This is a genomic window from Mycobacterium sp. IS-1496, from assembly GCF_001499995.1.
Classification (GTDB): domain Bacteria; phylum Actinomycetota; class Actinomycetes; order Mycobacteriales; family Mycobacteriaceae; genus Mycobacterium.
The window spans coordinates 61,311-80,032 of sequence record NZ_LQIU01000003.1; the positions used below are offsets into that span (position 1 = coordinate 61,311).

An 18,722-nucleotide genomic window follows, 5' to 3' on the forward strand; every position below is an offset into this window, starting at 1 on the left:
GTGACCGGCCGGATATCGCCACAGCAGCCAGTGAGGAGCAGCGGGTGACGGAGAAGGACATCAACTCTGGGGGCGACCAGACGTCTGAAGAAGTCACCGTCGAGACGACCTCGGTATTCCGGGCCGACTTCCTCAACGAGTTGGACGCACCGCCTGCGGCAGGGTCCGACAGCGCGGTCTCCGGTGTAGAGGGCCTGCCGGTCGGCTCGGCGCTTCTGGTCGTCAAGCGGGGTCCGAACGCGGGTTCGCGGTTCCTGCTCGACCAGCCGACGACATCGGCCGGTCGTCACCCCGACAGCGACATCTTCCTCGACGACGTCACCGTCAGCCGCCGGCACGCCGAGTTCCGGCTCGAGAGCGGTGAGTTCCAGGTGGTCGACGTCGGCAGCCTCAACGGCACGTACGTCAACCGCGAACCGGTGGACTCCGCCGTGCTCTCCAACGGTGACGAGGTGCAGATCGGCAAGTTCCGCCTGGTGTTCCTGACGGGCCCCAGCACCGACGAGAACGGCCCGAGCAGCTAGGTGCCGATGAGCGCCCGCGCGAAGAGTCAATGAGCCAGCCCGACAGCGCCCCACTCGCCGGGATGTCCATCGGGGCGGTCCTGGACCTACTCCGGCCGGACTTTCCGGACGTGACGATCTCCAAGATCCGGTTCCTGGAGGCCGAAGGTCTGGTCACGCCGGAGCGCACCGCGTCGGGCTACCGTCGGTTCACCGCGTACGACTGTGCGCGCCTCCGCTTCATCCTCACTGCGCAGCGCGATCACTACCTGCCGCTCAAGGTCATCAAAGCCCAACTCGACGCCCAGCCCGACGGTGCGCTGCCGCCGTCTGCTCCGTCTTTCCCGACGCCCTACCCGGCGCCGAGGCTGGTGCCGGTCGGCACCGACGACGGGGATGCGGCCGGCGTCGCGAGCGTCGCCCCGACCCAGGTCCGGCTCAGCCGCGAGGACCTGCTGGGGCGGTCCGGTATCGACGACGAACTGCTGGCCGCGCTGATCAAGGCCGGGGTCATCACCCCGTCGTCCAGGGCGGGCGGCGGGATCTTCTTCGACGAACACTCCGTGGTGATCGCGCAGTGCGCCCGCGCGCTGGCCGACTACGGCGTCGAACCGCGCCATCTGCGCGCGTTCCGCTCGGCCGCCGACCGGCAGTCCGACCTCATCGCGCAGATCGCCGGTCCGGTCGGCAAGGCAGGCACGACCGGCGCACGCGACCGGGCCGACGACCTCGCCCGGGAAGTGGCGGCACTGGCCATCACGCTGCACACGTCGTTGATCAAATCGGCCGTACGCGACGTACTGGATCGCTGAGGATTAGACTCGCAACGACGGATTCGTTCGTCGCGTCAGGTCGCCGCATCTGACACGCAGCACCGAAGAACGACAAGCACACTGGTGCGAAAGGGCAGACACAGATGGCTGAGGTTCGTGTGGTCGGCATTCGCGTGGAGCAGCCCCAGAACCAGCCGGTGCTCCTGCTGCGCGAGTCCAACGGCGACCGTTATCTGCCGATCTGGATCGGCCAGTCGGAGGCCGCCGCGATCGCCCTGGAACAGCAGGGTGTCGAACCGGCCCGACCGCTGACCCACGATCTGATCCGCGACGTCATCGCCGCACTCGGGCATTCGCTCAAGGAGGTGCGGATCGTCGACCTGCAGGAGGGCACCTTCTACGCCGACCTGATCTTCGACCGGGACATCAAGGTATCTGCGCGGCCGTCGGATTCGGTGGCCATCGCGCTGCGCGTCGGAGTGCCCATCTACGTCGAGGAGGCGGTGCTGGCGGAGGCCGGGCTGCTGATTCCCGACGAGAACGACGAAGAGGCCGCAGGCGCGGTCCGCGAGGACGAGGTCGAGAAGTTCAAGGAATTCCTCGACAGCGTGTCTCCGGACGACTTCAAAGCGACCTGAAACCCGGGCTTTGTCACGGATGCGTCTCAACTGGGCGCATGCGTGCCGACACGCGGTGTGGGTGGCCACCAACGCCTCGTCAGGCGGCCATACTTTGGGAGCGACGAGCAGTCAGGGCTCGAGTGAACGCGTATGCTCGGACACAATCGGGCTGGCGTACGACGACACTGATCTGCACGTCGCTGCAGGGTGCTAGCGGGCGAGTTCGATCGGCGAGAGGATTCGATAGTGGGCGACACGCCACGTCAGGGAGAGCTGGATCTGTCGACCGAGAACACCCCTGAGCCGGCGCCCCGGGTGACGAGCGAACCCGTGCAGGGTGGTCTGTTCCCCGACGACTCCGTCCCGGACGAACTCGTGGGCTACCGCGGGCCGAGCGCCTGCCAGATCGCCGGCATCACCTACCGGCAGCTCGACTACTGGGCCCGCACCTCGCTGGTGGTGCCCTCGATCCGCGGCGCGGCCGGTTCGGGTAGCCAGCGGCTGTACTCGTTCAAGGACATCCTCGTCCTCAAGATCGTCAAGCGACTGCTCGACACCGGGATCTCGCTGCACAACATCCGCGTCGCGGTCGACCATCTGCGCCAACGCGGCGTCAGCGACCTGGCGAACATCACGCTGTTCTCCGACGGCACCACGGTGTACGAGTGCACCTCCGCCGAGGAGGTCGTCGACCTGCTCCAGGGCGGCCAGGGTGTCTTCGGTATCGCGGTCTCGGGTGCGATGCGCGAGTTGACCGGCGCGATCGCCGACTTCCCCGGTGAACGGGCCGACGGTGGCGAGTCCATCGCCGCGCCCGAGGACGAGCTGGCCTCCCGGCGGAAACACCGCGACCGCAAGATCGGTTGACGCGCAGCCGGTTCACCGGCGCTGACCTCGATCGGACGCTGTTGCGTGCCGCCCGCTAAACTGGTCGTGCATCGCCCGTGTGCGGGAGAGCTCCGTGATCGCCAGTCACGGGCGCCGAAGGAGCAACACCTCTCCGTCAACCTCTCAGGCACCCAGGACCGCGCACGGCCTCGATGCCTCTGGAAAGCGGTGGACACCAGCGGTCCGCCCGCCCATGGGGAAAGGCACGGACTCCGGAATCGGGTCCGCTGCCGAATCTCTCAGGCGCCCGCCCGGGTCGACGACAGAGGGAGAGGGATCGTCCAGCGGTTCTGCGCCCGGTAGGAGATCTCACCCGTGCTCGATGCTCATCAGCCCCGATTCGCCGACCGGCACATCGGTCCGGACTCCGACGCCGTCGCGGTCATGCTCGACACCATCGGCGTGCCGACCCTCGACGACCTCGCCGCCAAGGCGTTGCCCGCGAACATCCTCGACGCGCTGTCCGCCGAGGGGGTCGCACCAGGTCTGGAGTCCCTGCCCGCGCCCGCCTCGGAGACCGAGGCCCTCGCCGAACTGCGTGCGCTCGCCGAGTCGAACACCGTCGCGGTGTCGATGATCGGCCAGGGCTATTTCGACACCCTGACCCCGCCGGTGCTGCGCCGCAACATCCTGGAGAATCCGGCCTGGTACACCGCGTACACGCCGTACCAGCCCGAGATCAGCCAGGGCCGCCTCGAGGCGCTGCTCAACTTCCAGACCATGGTGTCCGATCTGACCGGTCTCGAGGTGGCCAACGCGTCGATGCTCGACGAGGCCACCGCCGCGGCCGAGGCCATGACGCTGATGCAGCGGGCCGGCAGAAGCAAGTCGAACCGGCTCGCCGTGGATGTCGACGTGTACCGCCAGACCGGCGCCGTGCTCGCCACGCGGGCCCGGCCGCTGGGCATCGAGATCGTCAACGCCGACCTGCGTCAGGGTCTGCCCGACGGTGACTTCTTCGGTGTCGTCGTGCAGTTGCCGGGGGCCAGCGGTGTGCTCGTCGACTGGGCGCCGCTGGTCGCCGAGGCGCACGAACGCGGCGCCCTGGTCGCGGTCGGCGCCGATCTGCTCGCGCTGACGCTGGTCACCCCGCCGGGAGACTTCGGCGCCGACGTCTCGTTCGGCAGCACGCAGCGCTTCGGGGTGCCGATGGGCTTCGGCGGCCCGCACGCCGGATACCTCGCGGTCCACACCAAGCACGCCCGCCAACTGCCCGGCCGTCTCGTCGGGGTGTCGGTCGACGCCGACGGGGCGCCGGCCTACCGGTTGGCGCTGCAGACCCGCGAACAGCACATCCGCCGCGACAAGGCGACCAGCAACATCTGCACCGCCCAGGTGCTGCTCGCGGTCATCGCCGCGATGTACGCGAGCTATCACGGCGCCGAGGGCCTGACCGCGATCGCCCGACGTGTCCACGGGCACGCCCGCGCGGTCGCGACCGGACTCGCGGGGGCCGGGGTCGACGTGGTGCACGACGCGTTCTTCGACACCGTGCTGGTCCGCGTGCCGGGCCGGGCGGTAGAGATCCGGCAGGCCGCGAAGTCCCACGGGATCAACATCTGGCTGGTCGACGCCGATCACGTCTCGGTGGCGTGCGACGAGGCGACCACCGCCGACCACGTCGCCGCGGTGCTCTCGGCATTCGGCGCCACCCGTGGCGGGCGGCCCTTCACCGGACCCGAGATCGCCACGCGCTCTTCGGGATTCCTCACGCACCCGGCGTTCACCCGGTACCGCACCGAAACCGAGATGATGCGCTACCTGCGGTCGTTGGCCGATAAGGACATCGCGCTGGACCGCAGCATGATCCCGCTCGGTTCCTGCACGATGAAACTCAACGCGGCCGCGGAGATGGAGCCGATCACCTGGCCGGAGTTCGCCAGGCAGCACCCGTTCGCCCCGGAGGGCGACGCCCCGGGCCTGCGCAGGCTGATCGCCGATCTGCAGACCTGGCTGACCGGCATCACCGGGTACGACGAGATCTCGTTGCAGCCCAACGCCGGATCGCAGGGCGAATACGCCGGCCTGCTGGCGATCAGGGCCTACCACGACGCCAACGGCGCACCCGAACGTGATGTGTGCCTGATTCCGTCGAGCGCCCACGGCACCAACGCCGCGTCGGCGGCGCTGGCGGGCATGCGGGTCGTGGTGGTGGGCTGCCGGCCCAACGGCGATGTCGACCTGGACGACCTGCGCGCCAAGGTGAGCGAGAACGCCGAGCGTCTCGCCGCGTTGATGATCACTTATCCGTCCACCCACGGTGTGTACGAGCACGATGTCGCGGAGATCTGCGCGGCCGTCCACGATGCCGGCGGTCAGGTGTATGTCGACGGTGCGAACCTCAACGCGCTGGTCGGCCTCGCCCGGCCGGGTCGGTTCGGCGGCGACGTCAGCCACCTCAACCTGCACAAGACGTTCTGCATCCCGCACGGTGGGGGCGGTCCGGGTGTGGGTCCGGTCGCGGTGCGCGCGCACCTGGCCCCGTATCTGCCGGGCCATCCGCTCGCCGACGAACTCGGTGACGACTACACCGTGTCGGCCGCCCCGTACGGGTCGGCGTCGATCCTGCCGATCACGTGGATGTACATCCGGATGATGGGCGCACCGGGCCTTCGCGCGGCGTCGCTCACCGCGATTGCATCGGCCAACTACGTCGCCCGCCGTCTCGACGAGTACTACCCGGTGCTCTACACGGGGGAGAACGGCATGGTGGCCCACGAGTGCATCCTGGACCTGCGGCCCATCACCAAGCAGACCGGCGTCACGGTGGATGACGTGGCAAAACGCTTGGCGGACTTCGGTTTTCACGCGCCGACGATGAGTTTCCCGGTGGCGGGGACGTTGATGGTCGAGCCGACCGAGAGTGAATCGCTGGCCGAGGTGGACGCGTTCTGTGCGGCGATGATCGCCATCCGGGCCGAGATCGACCAGGTCGGTTCGGGTGCGTGGCCGGTGGACGACAACCCGCTGCGCGGGGCCCCGCACACCGCCGAGTCGCTGTTGGTGGCGGACTGGGATCACCCGTACACCCGCGAGCAGGCTGCCTACCCGCTGGGCAAGGGTTTCCGGCCCAAGGTGTGGCCGCCGGTGCGGCGGATCGACGGGGCCTACGGCGATCGCAACCTGATGTGTTCGTGCCCGCCGGTCGAGGCGTTCGCCTAGCGGCTACAGGGGAGGCGCGTCGGGGCGTGGGGTCATCAAGTTGAGCGAGCGACGACGACGGCGAGTGTGCTCAGGCTGGTTCGCCGGTGTGGCGGACGTCGTCGTCGTCAGGCCAAAAGGGTGTCCTTCTTCGCCCTCCAGGTAGTCCGCAACGTCAGTGGGTGCGATCCGGCCGTAGCGGATGAGCAGGTCCACCGGGTTGAGGTCGAGGTTCCGGGCGGCGCGAAGCAGGGTGTCGGTGGTCGTCAGCGTGCCCTTACCCTGCCGGTCGTAGTAGGTCGACCGCGACATCCCCACCGCGGCGAGCACCTCGTCGAGTGTGAGCTTGCGGCCGGTCAGATAGGACAGCACCAAGCCGAGATCCTTCTCGGCATCGCGACTCACGACCATCGCCTCACCTCTGTTTCTGAACGCTGGACCCGGTGAGCCGGGCCTCGATGTCACCGACGATCTCGTCGACGTGCTGGGTGATGAAGAAGTGGTTCCCCGCGACGGTGCGCAACGAGAAGTCGCCGGTGGTGAACTCGGACCAGGCGCGCATGCTGTCGTAGGTCACCGCCGCGTCGTCCGCCGCGGCGTAGGCGTACACCGGACAGGACACGGTTGTTCCCGGTGGGCAGCGGTAACTGGTGATCGCCCCGTAGTTCCGCAGTGTTTTGAGCACCGTGGCGCCGAATTCACCTCCGACGAACTGGGAATCGGCCCCCGTCATGGCCGCCACCATCTCGAGCAGTTCGTCGTCCGAACCCTGGTGCAATTGCTCGTAGCCAGCGTGGCCGGGCGCCGGTGATGCCGAGAGGAACAGCGCGGCAAGGGAATCGCCGTCCTGTTCGAGCCGACGGGCGATGTCGAATGCGATCAGCCCGCCCATACTGTGGCCGAAGAAGGCGACGCGGGATCCGCTGATCTTCGGACGCAGCAGTGGGTAGATGTCGTCGGCCAGCGCGGGGATGCTCGCAAGATCGGGTACGTCATGGCGTCCGGCGCGGCCCGGGTACTGCACCGCGATCCGTTTCGCGTCCATCGTGAACGCGCGGGCGAACGGCTTGTACCCGGCGGCGGACCCGCCGGCGTGCGGAAAGATGAAGAGCGTCTCGACTGCGGACTGAGTCGTCGCGCCCAACGACGTGGCACTGTTCATGTGGTTTCCCCCTGCCACTACCCGGTTTCGCCACCAGGCACGGCACTTCGTGGAATGTCGACGCTGTCGATGATGGCCGAAATATCAAGCGCTGCGCGACAGATCAGCGAAGTCTTCGCGATGGTCTTTACGAACGCAGAGTTCCCGTGACCTGCCCGGATGTGCAGCGCGCCGGAGCGCAGCAATGCGGCGCAATCATGTGCGTGGTTGCTGACCGGAACCGCTCCGCGCCGGCTCGACAGATTTCGTCACAATCGTCAAATTCCAAGATCTTGGACTTTCCTTCAGTCGTTCGGAAGGCTGGAGCGCGGCGGCAACTGAGAATCAGATAAGAATTGCATGACCGCGCGCCGGGCCGGTGAAGAGATTTACAGCCAATCGGCCGAGGTGCGCGTCGAGTTGCGCGTGTGCGACGGCCGCGTCCTCCAAAACCCTTGCAAGCGGCAGCATCCGGCGAGAGGCCATCCGCCGCCCGTATGGCGATTCGTGCTGGTGGGCGGGCCGTGAGAGCCAAGCCCCGCCGTCTCGACCGGCGAGGCGACGTGGTGGGTATCCGCGGCGGTGTCGTATCGCGCCATTATGGTGGGAATTGGACCAGGTCCGCTGGATAGCCTGACAAACAAACATTATCGAATTCCGCTTCGATAATTCCGTGAATTGCTGCGCAATGTTTATTCCCTCAACAATGGCTCGTCGTCCATACGGCGAATTCGTGCTTCACTGTGTAGCGGGCGTCGCCGAGGGTGCGAGCCATCCGCATGGCGGTTTGCCTGTCGGGTGACATCCCACGTTGCCGAAGCCGGTGCGCGACGTTGCGGCAGCTTCGCCGACGACGCCCAAATTCGTATTGGCCGCCACCGTCCGCGGCACTTGCCCGAAGTGACGCCGCCGTCAAGTTCCTGGTGGCACAAGTGGCTCGGATCGGCTCATCCCAGCGCCTGGCCCACGCCCGGACAACCGATTTCGTTGCCGTCCGCATAGGTGCCGCCCGAAATAGTGGCCAACGCGGCGACCTGCGCCGATAACGGCACCGGGTGTCACGATGGTTGTGCTCACGGCCGCCACCGCTCAGCCTTGCCGCGAGTGCCATGGCGTCGGATCGTGGCCGTCTCGGATGCGGCGCCGGCAGTGGTCGGCAGTGCGACGGGCTCGTCGGACGTGGGTGATCATTGCTGGAACTGCCGCCCCGGGTGCGGTGGGGTCGGTAACGGGTGGTGCCGCGCACGGATCCGGCCGTTGCTGATTTGAGACCGTCGTGTGCGTCCGGAATTTGCTTGACGGGCGTCAAACTCGCTGGTAGCGGGCGCCTTCGCACCGGAACCCCACCGCGCGTAATTTGCGTAGGAAACGAAAGCAATGATGCGGCCAGAATTCCAGGTTTAAGTTTCGGATTGCCGTTGTACGGTATGGCGATCAACGAAACCGCAGGGGTGGTTCACGATGACCGGAATTCGTTGGTGGGGAGCACTGGGGGACGACATTGACGGTCTTTTCGACCGAGGGCTCCGGCACGCTGGGCGCGCACCTGGGGAGGACGCGCCGCGGTACCGGGCCACAGGGAAGCGCCGTCGATGGCGAGCGCACACGCACTTCTCAACGGACGGCCACTGAAGAAACGGGTAGGACCATGACTGAATCGTCTCTGACAGCCCTGCTGCAGGAGCGGGCGCTGCGGCAGCCCGACGAGGCCGCGTACACGTTCCTCGACTTCGACGTCGACCCGAACGGGTACGCCGAGACGCTCACGTGGGCCCAGCTGCACAACAGGGCGCAGGTCCTTGCCGAGGAACTCACACTGTTCGGCGCCGCTGGCGACCGTGCCGCGATCCTCGCTCCGCAGGGGCTGGACTACATCGTCGCCTTCTTCGGCGCGCTGCAGGCAGGCCTCATCGCCGCTCCACTTTCGGTGCCGCAGTACGGCGTTCACGACGAGCGGATCTCGAGCGTGCTGCGGGACTGCGCGCCGTCGGTCATCCTGACCACGTCGGCGGTCGCGGGCGAGGTCACCCGTTACGCGCAGGGTGGCGGTCGCGCGGCGACGGTTGTCGAGGTCGACTCGCTGGACCTCGACGCCCCCGCCCAGCTGGGTGCGGCGCCGGCCCGACAGTCCAAGATCGCGTACCTGCAGTACACGTCGGGGTCGACCCGCGTTCCGGCCGGCGTCGTCGTCACCCATGACAACGTCGTCGTCAACGTCGATCAGGCCTTCACCGACTATTTCGGCTGCTCCGGGCTTACTCCGCCGGGCATGACCTTCGTGTCGTGGCTGCCGTTCTATCACGACATGGGTCTGATCAAGGGAGTGTGCGCACCGCTGGTGAGCGGCCGTTCCGCCGTCCTGATGAGCCCGATGGCGTTCCTGCAGCGTCCGGCCCGCTGGATACAGCAACTTGCCATCAATCCCGGATCATTCACCGCAGCACCGAATTTCGCGTTCGAGTTGGCGGTCCGGCGGACCACCGACCAGGACATGGCCGGACTCGATCTGGGCGGGGTGCTCGGAATCTGCAGCGGCAGCGAACGGGTGCACGCCGCGACCGTCAACCGCTTCGTGGACCGTTTCAGCCGGTTCGGCCTGAACACCGCGTCGATCAAACCCTCCTACGGGCTCGCCGAAGCCACCGTGTACGTCGCCACGTCCGACCGGGGCCACGCCCCGAACATCGTCCGGTTCGACTACGAGAAGCTCTCGAGCGGACACGCGATGCGGTGCGAGAGCGAGGCCGTCGGTGGCACCGATCTGCTGGGTCACGGGACGGTGCGGTCGACCATGCTGCGCATCGTCGATCCGGAGAGCGGCGCCGAGAACCCCGCGGGCAAGGTCGGTGAGATTTGGGTCCACGGGGCGAACGTCGCCAGGGGTTACTGGCAGCGCCCGAAGGAGACGGAGCGGGCATTCTCCGGACGGCTGGTCAACCCGTCGGCCGGCACTCCGGCAGGCCCATGGCTGCGCACCGGCGACGTGGGCGTGATCTCCGACGGTGAACTGTTCATCATCGGCCGGATCAAGGATCTTCTGATCGTCGACGGGTCGAACCACTACCCGGACGACATCGAGGCCACGATCCAGGAGCTGTCCGGCGGTCGGGTCGCCGCGATCTCGGTGCCCAGCGGGGAAACCGAACACCTGGTCGCCATCGTCGAGGTGAAGAAGCGCGGCTCCGACGAGGAGCACCAAGAACGTCTGCGCACCCTCAAACGTTCGGTCACCGCGGCTGTTTCGACCACTCACCGGGTCAGGGCCGCCGACATCGTGTTCGTCGCACCCGGTTCGATCCCGATCACCACCAGTGGCAAGATCCGGCGCTCCACCTGTGTCGAGCGCTACGGGCGTGGAGAGTTCGAGCGTCTGGATCAGCCGGCATGACTTCGGCCGCGCTCGACGATGCGAGGCTGCGCGACTGGCTGGTCAACCACCTGATCACGCACGTCGGATGTTCACCCGAGAGCATCGACTTCGACGCGTCGATGGCAGACCTCGGGCTCGGCTCGCGCGATGCCGTCGTGCTGTCCGGTGAACTGGCTGAGCTGCTCGGCAGGCCGGTCTCGCCGGTTGATTTCTGGCAGCACCCGACGATCAACGGTCTCATCGAGTTCCTGAGCGCACCGGTTGCGGAGGCGGAGGCGCAGGCGATCGTCGAGGCACCGAACGTCTCGGGCACCGAGCCCATCGCCGTCATCGGGCTGGGTTGCCGGATGCCGGGGGGAATCAACGATCCGGACGCCCTGTGGGATCTCCTCGCCGACGGTCGCTGCACGGTGGGGGAGGTGCCCGCCGAACGCTGGGCGCCGTTCGACGACGGCTCGCCGGAGATGTCGTCCGCACTGGCGCGCACCACACGGTGGGGCTCGTTCCTGAACGACATCGAGGGCTTCGATGCGGACTTCTTCGACATCTCCTCGCGTGAGGCCGTCAAGATGGATCCGCAGCAGCGGCTGCTGCTGGAGGTGTCCTGGGAGGCGCTGGAACACGCGGGGATCCCCGCGGCCTCCCTGCGTCGTTCGCAGACAGGCGTTTTCGCGGGCGCCTGCTTCAGCGAATACGGCTACCTCGCGTCAACGGACCTGCCCCGGGTCGACGCGTGGAGCAACACCGGAGGCGCCCTGAGCATCATCGCCAACAGGCTCTCCTACTTCCTCGACCTGCGCGGCCCGTCGATCACGGTCGACACGGCGTGCTCCTCGTCCCTCGTCGCCATCCACCTGGCCTGCCAAAGCCTGCGTTCGGGCGACTCGAACCTCGCACTGGCCGCCGGCGTGAATCTGCTGCTCTCGCCCGCGGTATTCCACGGCTTCGACCAGGCCGGTGCCCTCTCGCCGACAGGGATGTGCCATTCCTTCGACGCCGCCGCCGACGGCTTCGTTCGCGGCGAGGGCTGCGGTGTGGTGGTGCTCAAACGCCTGCCGGACGCGCTGCGCGACGGTGACCGGGTGCTGGCCGTGGTGCGCGGTTCCGCGGTCAACCAGGACGGTCGGTCCAACGGTCTGATGGCCCCGAACCCGGCCGCGCAGATGGCGGTGCTGCGGTCGGCGTGCGCGAACGCCGCTATCGAACCGCAAGACATGGACTTCGTCGAGGCGCACGGAACCGGCACCTTCTTGGGTGACCCGATCGAGGCCCGGGCCCTCGGTTCGGTGATGGGCCGTGGGCGGCCGACCACCTCGCCGCTGCTCGTGGGCGCGGTCAAATCGAACCTTGGCCATCTCGAGGCCGCGGCCGGGGTAGCCGGCTTCATCAAGACCGTGATGGCACTGCAGCGTGGACGAATCCCCGGAAACGCCGGCTATCAGTCGCCGAACCCTCACATTCCGTTCGACCAGTTGCGTCTGAAAGTGGTTGATCGCGAACAGGAGTGGCCTGCCGTGTCGCGCGCGCGCCGCGCCGGGGTGTCCTCCTTTGGTTTCGGCGGAACCAACGCGCACGTCATCCTCGAACAGGCGCCGGACGCGATCGCGGGCGAACCGCACCCTGCCGCCGCCGTGAGCACGCTGGTCGTCTCGGGCAAGTCCCCCGAGCGGATCGGAGCCGCCGCTGCCGCACTGGCCGATTGGATGTCGGGACCGGGTGCGGGCGTCGCGCTGGCCGATGTGGCCCACACCCTGAATCACCACCGTGCCCGCCATCAGGCGTTCGCGACGGTGTGCGCCCGGGACGGTCTCGACGCCGTGGCGGGCCTTCTGGCGCTGGCCTCGGGACGGCCCGCCGACGGCGTGGTGAGACCTCATGAGGGTCCGTGTGGTTCGGGGACGGTGTTCGTGTTTTCCGGGCAGGGTTCGCAGTGGGCGGGGATGGGTCGGCGGTTGTTGGCCGACGAGCCGGCGTTCGCGGCAGCGGTGGCCGAGCTCGAGCCGGTGTTCGTTGAGCAGGTGGGTTTTTCGTTGCAGCAGGTACTCGCCGACGGTGAGGCCGTTGCGGGTGATGCGCGGGTGCAGCCGGTGATCATGGGGTTGCAGTTGGCGTTGACCGAGTTGTGGCGGTCCTATGGGGTTACCCCGGATGCGGTGATCGGTCACTCGATGGGTGAGGTGACCGCGGCGGTGGTCGCCGGTGCGCTGAGCCCGGCCGAAGGGCTTCGCGTGATCGCGGTGCGGTCCCGGCTGATGTCGCGGCTGGCCGGCCAGGGCGCTGTGGCTCTGGTGACCCTGGACGCCGAGTCCACCGAGGCCCTGATCGCCGACCATGCGGACGTGGCGGTCGCGGGTTACGTCTCGCCGGGGCAGACAGTCGTCGCCGGTCCGCCCGCACAGGTGGACGCGGTTATCGCCGCGGTGCAGAGCCAGAATCGGTTCGCCCGTCGGGTCAACATGGAGGTCGCATCCCACACCGCGCTCATGGACCCGATCCTGGAGGAACTGCGATCCGAACTGGCGGGCCTCACGCCGAACACCACGGCGATCCCGTTCATCTCGACAGTCGAGGACAGCACGACGCCCCTGCTGGACGCCGACTACTGGGTGGCGAACGTGCGGCGACCGGTGCGACTGAGTCAAGCGTTCGTCACCGCCGCCGACAACCACACGACATTCGTCGAGATCAGCCCAAACCCCATGCTGACCAACGCGGTCACCGAAACTCTCGGGGACCTGCATCACCACGCGCTGGGGACACTGTCGCGGGATGCCGACGACACCGTCGTCTTCCACACCAACCTGAACACGACACACACCACGCATCCGCCGGTCACGCCGCACCCGCCCGAACCTCACCCGGTGCTGCCTGCCACGCCGTGGCAGCACACCCGGCATTGGATGGATCTCACACCCCCGCGGCGAACCTCCACCGCGGCGGCGTTGCAGGGCGATCGGTCGGCGGGGGTGCTGCCTGCCGAGTGGAACTGCGAACTGATCTGGCCGAGCCAGCCCCTCGCCGGTACTCAACGCGCCGTCGGCTCGTGGCTGGTCGTCGGAGACCCCGCGCTGGCGGTTCAGATCCGGCGTGAACTGGGGGATGGGGCCGATGTGGCCGTCCTCGACGAAGACACGCCGGAAAGCCGGCTGGAGGCCGGACTGGCGGCTGCCGACCACGTGGTCTATGCGCCGGCGGTACCGGAAATCTTCGACGCCGCGCCGGGCCGTCGATTGTTCGACGCCGCCCGTGGCATCGCCGTGGCGATTGCGCGGATGGCCGACCCGGGTCGCCTCGTCTTTCTCACCCGCAACGCCCAACCCGTCACAGAGGGTGACCGCGCCAACCCAGCACACGCGGTGTTGTGGGGCCTGGGCCGCACCCTCGCGCTCGAGCACCCGGAGATCTGGGGAGCGGTCATCGACCTCGACGAGTCGGTTCCCGATCGGCTGGCCGCCCGCTACTTGCTCACCGAGGCGGCGGCCGACGACGGCGAGGACCAGGTGGTGTACCGCGACGGGATGCGTCGGGTCGCCCGGTTGCGCCGGACAGCGGTGCCGCAGGTCTCAGGCCAGGGTCTCGATCCGGCCGGCAGCCACCTGGTCGTGGGAGCGACGGGCAACATCGGCCCGCACCTCATCGAGCAGCTGGCCGATATGGGCGCGACGACTGTCGTCGCGGTGTCGCGTCATCCGGGCGACCGACTACGCGCGCTCGGCGAGGCCCTCGCCGCGCGCGGCACCACCCTCGTCACGGTGGCCGCCGATGCCGCCGACGAGGAATCGATGCGCACGGTGTTCGACCGTTTCGGCGCAGACCTGCCCCCGCTGGCCGGCATTTACCTGGCTGCGTTCGGTGGCGGACCGGTCACGCTGACGGAGATGACCGACGAGGACGTCACCGCAATGTTCGCCCCCAAGATCGATGCGGTGGCGGTTCTGCACAACCTGTCGCTGGAGACCGACGTCCAGCAGTTCGTCTTGTTCTCGTCGATTTCCGGTGTCCTGGGCTCTCGGTGGCTGGCGCACTACACCGCCACCACCACCTATCTGGACACGTTCGCCTACGCGCGTCGGGCGGCCGGCCTGCCGGCCACCGCCGTCAACTGGGGACTGTGGAAGTCGTTGGCGGACAACCACAGCGAGCACGAACGCCAGATCACCATGGAGTCCGGCCTCGAACCGATGCCCGACGAGGTGGCGATCCAGGCGCTGTGGTCGATCACCGCCGCCGGAGCGCCCGCACGCTCGACCGTGGTCGCCGCGGACTGGCCGCGACTGGCCGCGGCCTACCGTACGCGCGCCGCGCTGCGCATCGTCGACGAGCTGCTGCCGGTCGAGAGCACCGACGACGAAGGCGACCACACGGCTGCAGCGGTTCCCGAGACCGCGTTCCGCCGGGAACTGCGCGCGTGCTCCGCGGAGGACCGGGGGTACGTGCTCAGCCGCCACGTCCGTGCACTGGTCGCCTCGTCGATGGGACTGTCGAGTGCTCAACTGGTGGACCCGTCCGCGGGGTTCTTCCAATGCGGGATGGATTCGCTGATGAGCGTGACGCTCAAGCGTGAGCTCGGCGAGAGCCTCGGCGAGACACTGCCGGCCTCGGTGATCTTCGACTATCCCACCGTCGAGGGGCTCACCGAGTACCTCGCCACGGTGCTGCCCGAGATGATCGAGATCGCCGATGCCGAAGACGTCGACGACTACGACGAGTTCAGCGACGACGAACTGCTCCAACAACTCTCGGAAAGGCTGAGCTGAGTCTGATGGCAGCTGGTTCGTCGGATCGCCGTGCGATCATCACGGAGGCATTACGCAAGATCGATGAGCTGTCCGCGCGGCTGGCCGTGGCCGAGCAGGGGGACACAGAACCGATCGCGGTGGTCGGCATGGGGTGCCGGCTGCCCGGTGGGGTCTCCGATCCCGATGGATACTGGCAGCTGCTGCAGGATGGTCGCTCCGGAATCGTCCGTGTGCCGTCGGAGCGTTGGGATGCCGATGAGCTCTACAGTGCCGACAGCGCTGTGCCGGGGACAATCTGCACGCGTGAGGGCGGGTTTCTGACGTCATGGCAGCCCGACGAGTTCGATGCGGAGTTCTTCGGGATCTCGCCGCGGGAGGCCGCGGCGATGGATCCGCAGCAGCGGTTGCTGATGGAGGTGTCCTGGGAGGCGCTGGAGCACGCCGGAATTCCGGCCCAGAATCTGCGCGGAACCCAGACCGCCGTCTTCGTCGGACTCACCACGAACGACTACTCGCTGCTCTTCGCCGGGAAGCTGCGGCGCGAGGACATCGACCCGTACGTGCCGTTCGGGAATGCGGCGAATTTCGCAGCGGGGCGGCTCTCCTACTTCCTGGGGGTGCGTGGTCCGGCGGTGGTGGTGGACACGGCGTGTTCGTCGTCGTTGGTGTCGGTGCACCTGGCGTGTCAGAGCTTGCGTCGCCGGGAGAGTGACACCGCGCTGGCCGCCGGTGTCAACCTCATGTTGAGCCCCGAGAACAGCATCGCATGCTCACGATGGGGGATGTTGGCGCCGGACGGTCAGTGCAAGACGTTCGACGCCGGTGCCGACGGCTATGTGCGCAGCGAGGGTTGCGGTGTGGTCGTGCTCAAGCGTCTCGGCGATGCGCAGGCGGATGGCGATCGGATACTCGCTGTGGTGCGGGGGTCGGCGGTCAATCAGGACGGTGCCAGTAGCGGGCAGACGGTCCCCAACGGGCCCGCGCAACAAGCACTCTTGCGTCAGGCGCTCGCGTCGTCCCGGCTGACAGCGGCCGACATCGACTACATCGAGGCTCACGGCACGGGTACCGCACTCGGTGATCCGATCGAATTGGATGCGCTCAGCGCGGTGTTCGGCGAGCGTGGTAACGCAGCACCTCTGGTGCTGGGTTCGGTGAAGACCAACCTCGGACACCTCGAATCAGGCGCCGGCATAGCGGGATTCATCAAGACCGTGCTCAGCGTGCGGTACGGCTACATTCCCAAACACCTGAATTTCGAGTGCTTGACGCCTCACGCGGGGCCATCCGCCGCGCAGTTCACGATTGCGGCCGACGGGATGGAGTGGCCGGCGGTGGCCCGTGCCCGCCGGGCGGGCGTGTCGTCGTTCGGCGTAAGCGGCACAAACGCGCACATCATCATTGAGCAGGCCCCCGCACCGGAACCCGCCCGGTGGGAACCGGATCCGGCGGTGTGCACCCTGGTGGTGTCGGGGAAATCCGAGGAGCGCATCGCCGCCACGGCAGGGGCGTTGGCGGAGTGGATGACCGGTGCCGGGGCCGGGGTGGCGCTGGCCGATGTGGCGCACACGCTCAACCATCACCGTGCCCGGCATGCCAAATTCGCGACGGTCTGTGCGCGCGACCGCGCCCAGGCGGTGACGGCGCTGCGGGCTCTGTCGGTTGGGCATAACGCATCCGGACTGGTGAGACCTCATGAGGGTCCGTGTGGTTCGGGGACGGTGTTCGTGTTTTCCGGGCAGGGTTCGCAGTGGGCGGGGATGGGTCGGCGGTTGTTGGCCGACGAGCCGGCGTTCGCGGCAGCGGTGGCCGAGCTCGAGCCGGTGTTCGTTGAGCAGGTGGGTTTTTCGTTGCAGCAGGTGCTTGCCGACGGTGAGGCCGTTGCGGGTGATGCGCGGGTGCAGCCGGTGATCATGGGGTTGCAGTTGGCGTTGAGCGAGTTGTGGCGGTCCTATGGGGTTACCCCGGATGCGGTGATCGGTCATTCGATGGGTGAGGTGACCGCGGCGGTGGTCGCCGGCGCTTTGAGCCCGGCCGAGGGGCTTCGCGTGATCGCGGTGCGGTCCCGGCTGATGTCGCGGCTGGCCGGCCAGGGCGCAGTCGCGCTCCTGACCCTGGACGCGGAGGCCGCCGAGGCCCTGATCGCCGATTTCGACGACGTCAGCATCGCCGGTCACCTCGCGCCGGAGCAGACCGTGATCGCCGGTCCGCCCGCACAGGTGGACGCGATAATCGAGGCGGCGACGGCGGCGGGCGCAATTGCGCGCCGGGTGAACATGGAGGTCGCCTCGCACACCGCGCTGATGGACCCCATTCTCGGCGAACTACGCGACACGCTGGCCGATCTCGCGCCGCAGACGCCGGTCACCCCGTTCTTCTCCACCGTCGACGCCACCACGGCGCCGCTGCTGAACGCGGACTATTGGGTCGCCAACGTTCGCCGGCCGGTGCGGTTGCACCAGGCGGTGTCCGCGGCGGGCGCCCACGGGCACACCACCTTCGTCGAGATCAGCCCGCACCCGGTGCTGACTCGTGCCATCTGCGACAGCCTCGCCGAGGGGCATCACCACGTGGTCGGCACGCTCGCCCGCGACACCGACGACACCCACACCTTCCACACCAACCTCAACACCACCCACGCCGCTCGGCCGCCGGTCACCCCACACCCGCCCGAACCTCACCCCCTGTTGCCCCCCACGCCGTGGCACCACACCCACCATTGGATCAGGGTGAAGGCGGCCGGACCGTGGACCACACATGAATCGGTGACGATCGACACGAGCGCGCCATGGCTGCTCGTCGCGGACACCCGGCATGGATCGAGCATCACCGAAACGATCGCCGGCGATGTGACGGTCGTTCCGCCTCAAGCTCTCGCCGACGAAGGGTCGAGCGCCCTGGCACAGGCGCGCAATGTCCTGTGGATGCCCGACTTGTCGGCGAATGGTTTCGACACCGAGTGCGGCTATCGACTCATCGACGAATTCCGGCTGCTTACCGCAGCACTGGTCGCCGCGGCCGGCTCTCCGCTCCTGTTCCTCTCGGTGCCGGACCGCGAGGAGCTGGCCCCGGCGCGAGCGATCCTGTGGGGGCTGGCCCACTCGTTCGCCGACGAGCACCCCGGGATGTGGGGCGGTTTCGTCGCACTCGATGTCGCGGACAACGCGAGTGACGACCGGGGTGACGGCGAGTCCGTGCCGAGCGGTGACATCAAGGACGTGTGGCGCACGCTTCCGACTGACGGGCGGAGGGCCATGCTTCGCCGGCACGTCAGTGTTCTCATCGCGGCGGTCATGGGACTGCCGTCGCCCGAAGTGCTTGACCCTGAGGCGGATTTCTTCGATCTCGGAATGGATTCGATGATGAGTGTGGTGCTGCAACGCGCGCTGCTCGCCACACTCGGCGAGGAGATCCCGTCACCTGTCCTCTTCGACAATCCGACCGTCGCCACCCTCGCCGACCACCTGGTCGTGCTGGCTGAGACGGACGTCGATTCTCTCCGGGACCTCGCAGAGGTGCCCCTGCCCGAGAAGGTGAGTTGAGTTTC

Annotated in this window: 10 protein-coding genes and 1 riboswitch; of the genes, 8 read left to right on the forward strand and 2 right to left on the reverse strand. The window is 67.8% G+C overall.

The annotated features are described in order from the left end of the window. The first annotated feature begins 44 nt into the window (after positions 1–44). The 5 genes from garA (at position 45) to gcvP (ending at position 5,946) form a co-directional block, all read left to right on the forward strand. The gene (gene garA, locus AU195_RS02970; RefSeq protein ID WP_059093811.1) at positions 45–524 is read left to right on the forward strand and encodes a glycogen accumulation regulator GarA; all 480 of its coding nucleotides are present in this window, start codon (positions 45–47) and stop codon (positions 522–524) included. A 29-nt stretch (positions 525–553) separates the two neighbouring features. Beyond that, positions 554–1,315, forward strand: coding sequence for a transcriptional regulator FtsR (ftsR, locus tag AU195_RS02975; protein ID WP_059157575.1), 762 nt, complete (start codon positions 554–556; stop codon positions 1,313–1,315). Between the two features lie 104 nt (positions 1,316–1,419). Continuing rightward, on the forward strand, positions 1,420–1,914 hold the full coding sequence (locus AU195_RS02980; RefSeq protein WP_011560235.1) for a bifunctional nuclease family protein: 495 nt from the start codon (positions 1,420–1,422) through the stop codon (positions 1,912–1,914). Positions 1,915–2,142: 228 nt separating this feature from the next. Next, positions 2,143–2,763, forward strand: coding sequence for a MerR family transcriptional regulator (locus tag AU195_RS02985; RefSeq protein WP_059157576.1), 621 nt, complete (start codon positions 2,143–2,145; stop codon positions 2,761–2,763). 72 nt (positions 2,764–2,835) lie between these two features. After that, positions 2,836–2,934: riboswitch (glycine riboswitch) on the forward strand. Positions 2,935–3,099: 165 nt separating this feature from the next. Next, positions 3,100–5,946, forward strand: a complete 2,847-nt coding sequence (gene gcvP, locus AU195_RS02990) for an aminomethyl-transferring glycine dehydrogenase (protein WP_059157577.1) — start codon at positions 3,100–3,102, stop codon at positions 5,944–5,946. 3 nt (positions 5,947–5,949) lie between these two features. Here the strand turns inward: gcvP and AU195_RS02995 are convergent, their stop codons facing one another. Together AU195_RS02995 and AU195_RS03000 are read right to left on the reverse strand one after the other, a co-directional pair. Next, entirely contained in the window at positions 5,950–6,336 is a 387-nt protein-coding gene (locus AU195_RS02995) for a hypothetical protein (protein ID WP_059157578.1), read from the reverse strand. Positions 6,337–6,340: 4 nt separating this feature from the next. Then, positions 6,341–7,087 (reverse strand): thioesterase II family protein, encoded by a 747-nt coding sequence (locus tag AU195_RS03000; RefSeq protein WP_059157579.1) that lies wholly within the window; start codon positions 7,085–7,087, stop codon positions 6,341–6,343. Positions 7,088–8,714: 1,627 nt separating this feature from the next. Here AU195_RS03000 and AU195_RS03005 point away from each other — a divergent pair. From AU195_RS03005 to AU195_RS03015, 3 genes are read left to right on the forward strand one after another with little or no spacing between them, the layout of a single operon-like run. Beyond that, positions 8,715–10,454, forward strand: coding sequence for an AMP-binding protein (locus AU195_RS03005; protein ID WP_059157580.1), 1,740 nt, complete (start codon positions 8,715–8,717; stop codon positions 10,452–10,454). Beyond that, positions 10,451–15,193, forward strand: a complete 4,743-nt coding sequence (locus tag AU195_RS03010) for an SDR family NAD(P)-dependent oxidoreductase (protein ID WP_059157581.1) — start codon at positions 10,451–10,453, stop codon at positions 15,191–15,193. The genes AU195_RS03005 and AU195_RS03010 overlap by 4 nt, the downstream gene beginning before the upstream one ends. A 5-nt stretch (positions 15,194–15,198) precedes the next feature. Then, the gene (locus AU195_RS03015; protein WP_059157582.1) at positions 15,199–18,717 is read left to right on the forward strand and encodes a type I polyketide synthase; all 3,519 of its coding nucleotides are present in this window, start codon (positions 15,199–15,201) and stop codon (positions 18,715–18,717) included. Positions 18,718–18,722: the final 5 nt, after the last annotated feature.

Excerpts from the sequence above, each read along its gene's own strand:
- ftsR (WP_059157575.1), top strand. The coding sequence starts at position 554 with ATGAGCCAGCCCGACAGCGCCCCACTCGCCGGGATGTCCATCGGGGCG.
- AU195_RS02980 (WP_011560235.1), top strand. The coding sequence starts at position 1,420 with ATGGCTGAGGTTCGTGTGGTCGGCATTCGCGTGGAGCAGCCCCAGAAC.
- AU195_RS02995 (WP_059157578.1), bottom strand. The coding sequence starts at position 6,336 with ATGGTCGTGAGTCGCGATGCCGAGAAGGATCTCGGCTTGGTGCTGTCC.
- AU195_RS03000 (WP_059157579.1), bottom strand. The coding sequence starts at position 7,087 with ATGAACAGTGCCACGTCGTTGGGCGCGACGACTCAGTCCGCAGTCGAG.
- AU195_RS03005 (WP_059157580.1), top strand. The coding sequence starts at position 8,715 with ATGACTGAATCGTCTCTGACAGCCCTGCTGCAGGAGCGGGCGCTGCGG.
- AU195_RS03010 (WP_059157581.1), top strand. The coding sequence starts at position 10,451 with ATGACTTCGGCCGCGCTCGACGATGCGAGGCTGCGCGACTGGCTGGTC.
- AU195_RS03015 (WP_059157582.1), top strand. The coding sequence starts at position 15,199 with ATGGCAGCTGGTTCGTCGGATCGCCGTGCGATCATCACGGAGGCATTA.